The following is a 9,724-nucleotide window of genomic DNA, read 5'->3' on the forward strand; positions in this document are numbered from 1 at the left end:
AGATTTTTTAAAATAAGGGAGCACCTCATCATAAGACCACCCTGTATTTCCTAAAGCAGCCCAGTGATCATAATCATCACGATGGCCGCGAACATAAACCATCGCATTGATGGCTGAACTCCCTCCTAAACATTTTCCTCGTGGTTGATATCCTTTACGTCCATTTAGTCCTTTTTGCGGAATTGTTTCTAAAGCCCAATTATTTATTTTTGTTGGAATACTAATTACGGCAGCGGCAGGTGTATTTACCAGCCAACTATTTCCATCACCACCAGCTTCCAAAAGGCAAACTGAAACATTTGGGTTTTCAGACAATCGCCCAGCCAGTACACAACCAGCTGAGCCGCCACCAATCACTACAAAATCAAATGCTGTTTGTGTCATTTCTTTCCCTGTTATTTTCTTTATAAAAGTTAAAGCATTATGCCTAAGATATCTTATAAACAAACGATCGCCTGTCTAACAGATGTAAATAATTAAAATTAGCTTTTGCAACTCAAAATCTCAATAGCTAAATGCAGCATCCCCTTTGCCATAATTCATCAATCTACAAAAATATCCAAAACTTTTATATGCTTTCATTTATTAAATCTAAATACGATTCTTCAAAACATAGAAAATCGTTTTGGTCATCTCAGCAAAATGTAAAATATTCTAATTGCATTAAGATCCATTCAATTATTTTTAGTGAAAAATCCACTTTTGTTAAATATTGTTAATTTGATACATATCAGTTACATTTAAATCATGTATAGATTCAGCAATAAAGATGTCTCAATCAACTCTAAATCAGTACTACGATGAATTAATTGATTTAATTTATAAAATTCTAGATACACCTGAGAACTGGGTTCATTTTGGACAACGTTTAACTCAGATTTTGGATGCGACCTATATTCAAGTTCAAGCACTAGATGTCTGTAATCAAGCGATTTCCTTTAGTGCAGGTGGCGGTCGATTAAATGATGTTGACCGTGTAGCATCTGATCTTGCTTATTTACATTATCCAGTTGATTCAGATCCTCGCTGGGAATATTTCTTACAACTTAGCTTAGAAGATCAGCATAAATGGTATCAATGTCATCACCATATTGATCATGCCTTTGTTGAACAGTCCAAGCTATATCAGCAAGTGTTACTGCCTTTTGATTTACGCTATGTTGCCGTGAAAGCATTGGTATTAGATGAGCAGCTTTGTATTGCCTTCATTATTCATACATCAGAAAAACAACAGCCCCTACAAAATGAAAAAATTGACTTCTTAAATCGCTTGCTTCCGCATTTGGAACGCGTCCTCAAAACTCAACGCCAACTATATAAATTTTCTACCGATAGTATTGTGGGTTATTCATTGATAAATAAGCTGCATCAGCCGATCGTATTGCTTAACTTATCTGGAGGTGTGGTTCATTACAATACTGCGGTTTCAACACTATTAGAAAAAACCAATCTCATTCAACTGCAGAATAATCAAATCTACTTAGATCAACCTTATCAACAGCAATTAAAAGATAATCTCCGCGAAATCGAAGCACTTTTTAGGCAACAAACATTTGATAATGAATTACTTCAAGACGGCGGTATAAAAATACAGTCAGAAAGTGGTGAAACACTGTATATCTTTGCCAGCCTACTTGCGACTGAGCAAGAGTTAAAAGCTTTTGGCATTCGTCCTCTAGTGATGCTCACTTTATTTCATCCTGAACATTCAATCTCTGTAGATATTCAACTATTAAGCTCTGTGTTCAAATTTACACCTGCCGAGTGTAAAGTCGCACTAAGTCTCTTAGACGGTTTTTCAACTAAAGAAATTGCACAGAAAAATAAAGTGCGTGCAGATACTGTCAAAAAGCAAATACAGTCAATTTATAGAAAAACATCAACACACAAACAATCTGAACTGGTGAAGATTCTTCTTAACTTCCCGAAAGCGATCTAGTTTTGTTGCTGATAAATACGTTCTATTACGGAGAAAATTTAACAAAAATGTGCTTAAGCATTCATATTTCTATATTCATTATAAATCATGATTAAACCGCCAATCACAATAAACATAAGTCCCAATAGCTTTAAACCATCTACTTTTTTTACTTGCATCCCAAGAAAGCCTGTACTGTCGACAAGTGTGGCAAACAGCATCTGACCTAAAAATACCCAGAGTAAGGTATTAGTTGCACCAATTTTAGGAGCAGCAAGGAACATACATAAAATATAGAGTGAACCTAAAAGACCAGGCAACCACATCCACCAAGAGGCTTGCTGATATAAAGACGGCTTAACACTTCCATCAATCATCAATGCAATGATCAATGAAGCCACCGCTCCACCCACATAAAGCACAAGTGTTGATTGTATTTGTGAAGCACCGCTGGCATTACGAAAGGCACTCACCATTGCCAATTGTAGAGGAACGATTAAACCACCTAAAATACTAATCAATACATAGCTGATATTATGCATTCGCGACCTCTCTTTTTATTGTTTAAATCAACTGTTTGAATCTTTATTAAAGTTTTGTACTCCTATACTTATCACTTAAAACCGCTGAAATGCAAACGATCTATTTTTCTTATATTTTTGATAGACATATATTTAGTGGCTAAAAATTAAAATTTAGTCGTGATTTTTTATTAAATCATTCAGATATTTAACTTAGTAATCCTTAATATAAAATTAGATAAAATAAAGAGTATGGATAGAACTTTTTAAATGAATATAGCTATGAGAATATTAAAATTTAGATATAAAAAAACCGCTAACTTAGCGGTAATTTATCTCATCTTTAAGATGATGGTCGGAGCAGTAGGATTCGAACCTACGACCCCCTGGTCCCAAACCAGGTGCACTACCAGGCTGTGCTATGCTCCGTTTGTGGGGTGAATGACGGGATTCGAACCCGCGACAACCGGAATCACAATCCGGGGCTCTACCAACTGAGCTACATCCACCATCAACATTTAGTTCTATGTACCAAGCGACCAAATGGCGCGCCTGACAGGATTCGAACCTGTGACCATCCGCTTAGAAGGCGGATGCTCTATCCAACTGAGCTACAGGCGCATAACGATGATATTAATATCAAGCGATACTTCGCCGATCTTAAAACAATGTTTTGCAACATTATTTTAAATGGTCGGAGCAGTAGGATTCGAACCTACGACCCCCTGGTCCCAAACCAGGTGCACTACCAGGCTGTGCTATGCTCCGATTTTTCTCAGCTTTTATTGTATCGCACATCGTGCGGTACGGTGTGCATTCTAGGCGCGACGCCCTAGAACGTCAACACCTATTTTTCAAAAATGTAATAAATCCTTATCAAATGTATATTTAACAAACACCTTGGCGTTTTTTAACGCTTTAATGAAGCACTAAAGTTCAACATTCGATCTAATGGTAATTTAGCTCGCTCAGCTAAAGCAGGATCAACGTGTATTTCTTGATCACTATGTTGTAGTACATGCAAAATACCATCGAGTTCGTTCATTGCCATCCACGGACAATGTGCACATGAACGACAGGTTGCCCCCTCACCTGCAGTTGGAGCTTCAAATAATTCTTTATCCGGCGCTGCTTGCTGCATTTTGTAGAAAATACCACGATCAGTTGCCACAATCATTTGTTTATGCGGCAAGGTCTGTGCTGCTTTAATCAGCTGCGATGTGCTTCCCACCGCATCAGCAATATCAACCACAGATTCAGGTGACTCTGGATGTACCAAAACAGCTGCATCTGGATAAAGTGCCTTCATTTGTGCAATACCACGGGCACGGAATTCTTCATGCACGATACAAGCACCATCCCACAGCAACATGTCAGCGCCTGTTTTCTTTTGAATATAGCGACCTAAGTGTTGATCTGGTGCCCAAATAATTTTCTCACCTAAGCTATCCAAATGCTCAATGATTTCTACAGCACAGCTAGATGTAACCACCCAATCTGCGCGTGCTTTCACCGCAGCTGAGGTATTTGCATAAACCACAACAGTATGGTCGGGATGCTGATCACAAAATGCTGTGAACTCATCGACTGGACAACCTAAATCCAAAGAACAGGTTGCCTCTAATGTCGGCATTAATACTGTTTTCTCAGGAGATAAAATTTTTGCAGTTTCGCCCATAAACTTTACTCCAGCAACCACAAGGGTTGAAGCAGCATGATCACGACCAAAACGTGCCATCTCTAATGAGTCAGAAACACAACCACCCGTAAGCTCTGCAAGCTCTTGCACATCAGGATCACAGTAATAGTGCGCCACAAGTACAGCATCTCGTTTTTTGAGCTCTGCTGCGATCTGCGCAAACTCCTCTTGTTTCACTTCTGGGCTAAGGCTATTGTCCTTAGGCTCGCCCAAACGATCTAAATGCGCTTGCACAATATTTTTGGCTTCGTTCGCAATTAAATTCGCATCATTCATAAAACGTCTTCTCTATCCTGCGTGCTTGCATCACTGCAAACTTATAACGTGGGTATGGTGATCATTCGAGGTCAATCACATCGTCCACAAATAGGCAATATAAAAAAGCCCCACTGTGGAGGCTTTTATTATAACGCAAATTTACGAGCGATAATCGGCATTAATTTTGACGTAGTCGTAAGAAAAGTCACAGGTATAGACCGTATCCGTTGCTGAACCGCGACCTAGATCGATACGAATGCTAATTTCTTTTTTCGCCATGACAGCGGCACCAGCTTCTTCGGTATAGTCTGGATTTGCACCACCATCTAAGCAAATTTGCACATCGCCTAACCAAACCTGTACTTTACTGCTATCTAAATTCGGTACACCAGCCTTTCCAATCGCCATGACAATACGGCCCCAGTTTGGATCTGACGCAAATAATGCCGTTTTGATGAGTGGAGACTCTGCAACACTATAAGCCACATCACAACATTCTTGCGTATTTGCACCACCATCAACCTGTACGGTAATGAATTTTGTTGCCCCCTCACCATCACGTACAATCAACTGTGCAAGACGATCCATAATACGCGACAACACTTCAAGCACTTTTTGATAACGTGCGTCATCTTGATGTTGAATTTCAGCCCCGCCAGCAAGACCTGTCGCAATAAAGATACACGAGTCATTTGTCGATGTATCTCCATCTATAGTGATGCGGTTGAATGAATGCTCAACGGTTGTTTTTAAAAGTTGCTCAACCATATCTTTCGCAACTGGTGCATCTGTTGCTACAAAACTCAACATGGTCGCCATATTCGGGCGAATCATGCCAGCCCCTTTACTAATACCAGTCATAGTATAAGTCACACCATCCAGTTCAAACTGTTCAGATGCACCTTTTGGTGTGGTATCTGTGGTCATGATGCCTGATGCAGCGTCCGCCCAACGATCAGCATTTAAATCATTTAACGCAGGTTGAATGCCTTGTACTAAACGATCAATTGGTAATTGCTCACCGATCACACCTGTTGAAAAAGGTAAAATCTGATTGGCTTGAACACCTGTTAACTCAGCTAACTTCGCACAAGTCGCTTCTGCATTTTGATAGCCTATAGCACCAGTCGCCGCATTGGCATTGCCTGTATTAATGATCAAGTAACGTGGCGTATTCTCGGCTAAATGTTTTTTACTGAGCAAAACGGGTGCAGCAGCAAATGCGCTTTGGGTAAATACCCCTGCGATATTTGAACCTTCAGCAAATTCAAAAATAACTAAATCTCGTCGATTTGGATAACGCACATACGCCTCAGTTGAGCCAATTTTTACACCCTGCACCACATGCATAAGTGGCATAGTTACGTCACCAACAGCCATTTTTAAACTTCCTTTCAACTTGTTATGAAAAAGAAAATGAATATATACCATACCCTACATATGAGACTCGGACAGGTTATCTACAACCTGCGTAGTATCTGTAATATCTCGTTTCTGCGATAGATAAAAACAAATGCCACAAGTGAACAGGTTTTGTAGATGAGAATGCCTTTGGTTACTTTGGGCGAAACCAAAGTAACTCGAACCGAAGGTTATTCCTATAATTGAATTACGCTAGACAAGATACCGCCTTTTCAGTAATTTATTTACAGTTCAAGTCATAAAATATGTTATTCATATCTGATTTGGTAGCTTATTCCAAAAAGAAGTGAAAATCGAGTATTAACAATACAGATTACAGAGTTTGGCTTTGCTCCAAACTCAATAAAATCTGCTTCTTATCCAAACCACCTGCAAAACCCACCAACGCCCCAGTCGAACCAATCACCCGATGACACGGCGCAATAATCGAAATCGGATTCTTCCCATTGGCAGCACCCACCGCACGCACTGCTTTTTGATTCCCCAACTGAACGGCAATCTCTTTATAACTACGCGTTTCCCCAAAAGGAATCGTCAATAGTGCCTGCCAAACCTGTTGCTGAAATGCTGTGCCTTGAAAATCCAATGGCAAATCAAATTGCTGACGCTGTCCTAAAAAATATTCTTCAAGTTGTTGTTTTACCTTTAACAATATTGGATGCTGAACATTCTCAACCAACTCAGCAAGCCGAACACGCTTATGATCTTCATTGTCCCACATCACAGCAACCAAGGCTTGATCATGTGCAACCAGTTTTAATGCACCCACAGGAGAATCCATGTACATATATACCAGTTGCATCACACTCTCCTTAGAACATTAATTTGATGACAATTTCATCAGCATTAAACCCGATACGATCAAAACTGCTGCGATCATTCGCATTGCCGTCATCGGCTCATTCAATACCACAATTCCCACAATAAACGATCCAATTGCACCAATCCCTGTCCAAATGGTATACGCTGTTCCAAGAGGTAAAGTCCGCATGGAAATCGACAAAAGGACCACACTTAATATCATGAAAATGATCGTGATAATACTTGGTGTTAAACGAGTGAAACCTTCGGATAGCTTCATCGAATATGCCCAAATGACTTCAAACACACCTGCTAAAATTAAAATCGCCCAAGCCATTTTTTACTCACACTTTAAATGGTTGGGTCGTCCCAACATCAAACCAATCAAAGGGGTCGTCCCCTTCGGCTTCAAAGTGTAATTCAAATCTTTTTAAATATGTGAATTGTTATGTATCCAAACAATCTAACCCACTGAAAATAAAATATATTGATCAATTGTATTATTGCCAAACAATGCTATCTACACGCATTAATTCACATGCACCATTTCCCGTATCTTCTCTTGATAAAGAACTTTTCCAACGCCAACCATCTTTTGCCTGAATTTCAATTAAAGAACCTTTGAGATACACGAGATCATCTTTCTTTAATTTCTTCATTTGTTTAGCAATAGAAGCATCGGCGGGTACTAAATGCATATTGGCGCTATGCGTTGCAATTTCCCGTAATGGAATCGGAGGTTCATGATCCACACGCCAATAATACCAACGATTGCTCTGTGAAATATCAATTTCCTTATAGACTTGGGGATTCGCCATATCATCCCATCCAACAGCGATATCCATCGGCGAATACTCAGCTTCGCGCCCAAAGTTATAATCTTCTCTCGAAAGCACTCTAAATGAACCTTCATAATTTTGTAAATTAACAACTTGAACATCTTGATGGGTCGTAAGTTGACTGATATCTGGCGTTGGTTTTATCAGTTTTGTCCAAACTAACCAAGCCAGAGCCAAACCTAACACACCATACATCCATCTCGGCATTCCATTAATCCTTTTTCTTTTGCAAGGCTTCTATCCTGAGCCTAAACCACGTAAAAATAGCGTAAAAAAACTTCTGAAAAACATGAAGCAAATGATACTGAGAACCCTCATGTTGTGGCATAGAATCAAATGAATCCGACTTTTGGATAAACACTTCCACAGGTTCATAATGAGGCATCGTTTGCTGTAACTCAGCACCTAAACTCAAATATTCCAATGCTGTAGTCACACTTTCTATCTCTTGCTGATGATATAACACCAAATGACGGGCATCTAAATCGATACTATGTTCAATCAACAGCTCAGAAAATGGTAACAATGCCTTCCTGACTCTTTGTACTTCCACCATACTGCTCATATGTGGAATGTAATAAAAACTGACATTCATACTGCCATCAGTTGGTATCAGCTCTAACTGGGAAGAAGTTACGGCTTGAGACTTTTCTCTTGGCTTAGCCGTTTGGATTGATTTTTCTGTTATTTGATTGTCTTGTTGTTCTAAAGCCATTTATGCACCATGAATGACTCAAAAAAGATACTGCTAGTATAAACTAACAGTATCTCAGAAACGTGACATTTTAGACAAAGTATCAGAACTTTAGCGTAAAGCCTGCGCCGTATAGCCAACCTTTTTCACTGTCAGAACCTTCCTGCCAAAGCGTTTTATCAGCACCTTTATGGTATGCATAAGCAATATCAATAAATGGCATGATCTTTTTATTGATTTCATAGCGTGTTTGCACGCCAGCCTGAAGCTTTGATAGACCTGTTTTCTGTGCGTATTTTGATTTATCACTCAGCACAAGATCAGCTTGCAAATATGGCTGAGCAATCAACTTTTGCGTAAATAAAAAATCACGACTGGTATCCAAACTTAATTGCCAACGTTGATCTTGGCCAGCATACAAATAAGCTTCTGTCTCAAAGAAATAAGGCGCTAGACCATGTAAGCCAAATACTGCGCTCCACTGATTTTTATCTAAACTTTGCTCAGGCATATATTGATAACGAACACCTGCTTGTACATCCCAGAAGTCTGCAATATTACGGCTGTATAATGCCATCGTTTCTGTATCTGCTTTTTCAGATTCAGCTTTTTCTACATGTGCCTTAATGAAAATCTTATTTTCATCTGAGCCAATCCATGTTTTAAGCTCTGTACTCGCTCTACCTCGTCCATGCTCATCTAAAGTCCAAGCATTTTCTAAAGTCGTGGCTTGATAAATCTGACCACCATGCTCACGGCGGTGATCATGTGCATAATGTACGGCATCCGTTGGAGCTGCCTTTACTGTTTGATGTTGTGAATGATCTATTAGTGATGCTTCATTCATTGATGTCATCTGATGAGCTGAATGATCCATTTCCGTCATTTGATGTGATTCATAAGCAAAGGTGATTGCGCTTGATGTAGACACAACACTGCCAATCAATAACAACTTTAGCATTTTATTCACCTCGGGAGATTGCTTAGTGATGTGCATGGCGTGCTCCTTCTGATGGTGCTGTTGCATTGGGTTGATTCACTGTTTTTGAATCATCCACATTTGCCACAATCAATTTATTCATCATGCCTGCGGACATGTGATACAACAAATGACAATGGATTGCCCATTCACCTAACTCATCAGCAGTTAACAATGCAGTCACCGTTTGTCCCGGTGGAACGACAACAGTGTGTTTATTTGGCATATCAATCGCAGCTTGACCATTTTCTAACTGCATAAACATGCCATGCAGGTGCATTGGATGCGCCATCATACTGTCATTAATAAATTTCAGTCGAATACGCTCTCCAAATTTCACTTGTAATGGCTCGGCATCGCTAAACTTTTTACCATTCATGGTCCACATATAGCGTTCCATATTCCCACCAAGACGAATGACCAATTCTCTTTCTGCTGGACGTGTATCAGGCTGCGGTGTTAATGATTTTAGATCAGCATATTGCAATGCTTTATGACCTATTGGCGTGGATGCATTCGCCCAACCTTGAACAGATTCAGCCTTCACATTTTCATGCTGAGAACTCATCCGTTGCTGATGCATATCATTCATT

Annotated in this window: 11 protein-coding genes and 4 tRNA genes; 1 reads left to right on the top strand and 14 read right to left on the bottom strand. The window is 39.6% G+C overall.

The window, feature by feature from the left end; genetic code table 11:
• Positions 1-384 (bottom strand): GMC family oxidoreductase (locus B4237_RS12350; RefSeq protein WP_286943344.1); only part of this gene is annotated, 384 nt, incomplete at its 3' end.
• Positions 385-769: 385 nt separating this feature from the next.
• Here B4237_RS12350 and B4237_RS12355 point away from each other — a divergent pair.
• On the top strand, positions 770-1,939 hold the full coding sequence (locus B4237_RS12355; protein ID WP_286943346.1) for a helix-turn-helix transcriptional regulator: 1,170 nt from the start codon (positions 770-772) through the stop codon (positions 1,937-1,939).
• A 53-nt stretch (positions 1,940-1,992) separates the two neighbouring features.
• On the opposite strand, the gene B4237_RS12360 is transcribed toward B4237_RS12355, so the two are convergent.
• From B4237_RS12360 to B4237_RS12420, 13 genes are all read right to left on the bottom strand, one after another.
• On the bottom strand, positions 1,993-2,460 hold the full coding sequence (locus tag B4237_RS12360) for a DMT family transporter (protein ID WP_019385138.1): 468 nt from the start codon (positions 2,458-2,460) through the stop codon (positions 1,993-1,995).
• Positions 2,461-2,791: 331 nt separating this feature from the next.
• Positions 2,792-2,868: transfer RNA gene (locus B4237_RS12365), tRNA-Pro, on the bottom strand.
• Positions 2,869-2,872: 4 nt separating this feature from the next.
• Positions 2,873-2,948 (bottom strand) — tRNA-His (locus B4237_RS12370).
• A 35-nt stretch (positions 2,949-2,983) separates the two neighbouring features.
• Positions 2,984-3,060, bottom strand: a tRNA-Arg gene (locus B4237_RS12375).
• Positions 3,061-3,130: 70 nt separating this feature from the next.
• A tRNA-Pro gene (locus B4237_RS12380) sits at positions 3,131-3,207 on the bottom strand.
• 142 nt (positions 3,208-3,349) lie between these two features.
• Complete coding sequence (nadA, locus tag B4237_RS12385; protein ID WP_286943348.1) at positions 3,350-4,414, bottom strand: quinolinate synthase NadA; 1,065 nt, start codon at positions 4,412-4,414, stop codon at positions 3,350-3,352.
• Between the two features lie 141 nt (positions 4,415-4,555).
• Positions 4,556-5,776 carry a bifunctional glutamate N-acetyltransferase/amino-acid acetyltransferase ArgJ gene (gene argJ, locus B4237_RS12390; RefSeq protein WP_286943350.1) on the bottom strand — a complete coding sequence of 407 codons (1,221 nt, stop codon included), beginning with the start codon at positions 5,774-5,776 and terminating at the stop codon, positions 4,556-4,558.
• A gap of 355 nt (positions 5,777-6,131) precedes the next feature.
• Entirely contained in the window at positions 6,132-6,620 is a 489-nt protein-coding gene (locus B4237_RS12395; protein WP_023013094.1) for a methylated-DNA--[protein]-cysteine S-methyltransferase, read from the bottom strand.
• An 18-nt stretch (positions 6,621-6,638) separates the two neighbouring features.
• Positions 6,639-6,956, bottom strand: coding sequence for a DMT family transporter (locus B4237_RS12400; RefSeq protein ID WP_004881392.1), 318 nt, complete (start codon positions 6,954-6,956; stop codon positions 6,639-6,641).
• Positions 6,957-7,119: 163 nt separating this feature from the next.
• Positions 7,120-7,665, bottom strand: coding sequence for a hypothetical protein (locus tag B4237_RS12405; protein WP_286943355.1), 546 nt, complete (start codon positions 7,663-7,665; stop codon positions 7,120-7,122).
• Positions 7,666-7,669: 4 nt separating this feature from the next.
• Positions 7,670-8,173 carry a cobalt transporter gene (locus tag B4237_RS12410; protein WP_286943357.1) on the bottom strand — a complete coding sequence of 168 codons (504 nt, stop codon included), beginning with the start codon at positions 8,171-8,173 and terminating at the stop codon, positions 7,670-7,672.
• Positions 8,174-8,255: 82 nt separating this feature from the next.
• Entirely contained in the window at positions 8,256-9,149 is an 894-nt protein-coding gene (locus B4237_RS12415; protein WP_286943359.1) for a copper resistance protein B, read from the bottom strand.
• On the bottom strand, positions 9,136-9,724 hold a 589-nt coding region (locus B4237_RS12420; RefSeq protein ID WP_286943361.1), incomplete at its 5' end, for a multicopper oxidase domain-containing protein. The genes B4237_RS12415 and B4237_RS12420, both read right to left, overlap by 14 nt.

The sequence above is a fragment of the Acinetobacter sp. UBA6526 genome (assembly GCF_002434875.1).
GTDB lineage: Bacteria > Pseudomonadota > Gammaproteobacteria > Pseudomonadales > Moraxellaceae > Acinetobacter > Acinetobacter venetianus.

What these genes read in the sequence shown, in the direction of transcription:
- B4237_RS12410 (WP_286943357.1), bottom strand. Translation starts at nt 8,173, where the DNA reads ATGGCTTTAGAACAACAAGACAATCAAATAACAGAAAAATCAATCCAA.
- nadA (WP_286943348.1), bottom strand. Translation starts at nt 4,414, where the DNA reads ATGAATGATGCGAATTTAATTGCGAACGAAGCCAAAAATATTGTGCAA.
- B4237_RS12400 (WP_004881392.1), bottom strand. Translation starts at nt 6,956, where the DNA reads ATGGCTTGGGCGATTTTAATTTTAGCAGGTGTGTTTGAAGTCATTTGG.
- B4237_RS12355 (WP_286943346.1), top strand. Translation starts at nt 770, where the DNA reads ATGTCTCAATCAACTCTAAATCAGTACTACGATGAATTAATTGATTTA.
- argJ (WP_286943350.1), bottom strand. Translation starts at nt 5,776, where the DNA reads ATGGCTGTTGGTGACGTAACTATGCCACTTATGCATGTGGTGCAGGGT.
- B4237_RS12395 (WP_023013094.1), bottom strand. Translation starts at nt 6,620, where the DNA reads ATGCAACTGGTATATATGTACATGGATTCTCCTGTGGGTGCATTAAAA.
- B4237_RS12415 (WP_286943359.1), bottom strand. Translation starts at nt 9,149, where the DNA reads ATGCACATCACTAAGCAATCTCCCGAGGTGAATAAAATGCTAAAGTTG.
- B4237_RS12360 (WP_019385138.1), bottom strand. Translation starts at nt 2,460, where the DNA reads ATGCATAATATCAGCTATGTATTGATTAGTATTTTAGGTGGTTTAATC.
- B4237_RS12405 (WP_286943355.1), bottom strand. Translation starts at nt 7,665, where the DNA reads ATGCCGAGATGGATGTATGGTGTGTTAGGTTTGGCTCTGGCTTGGTTA.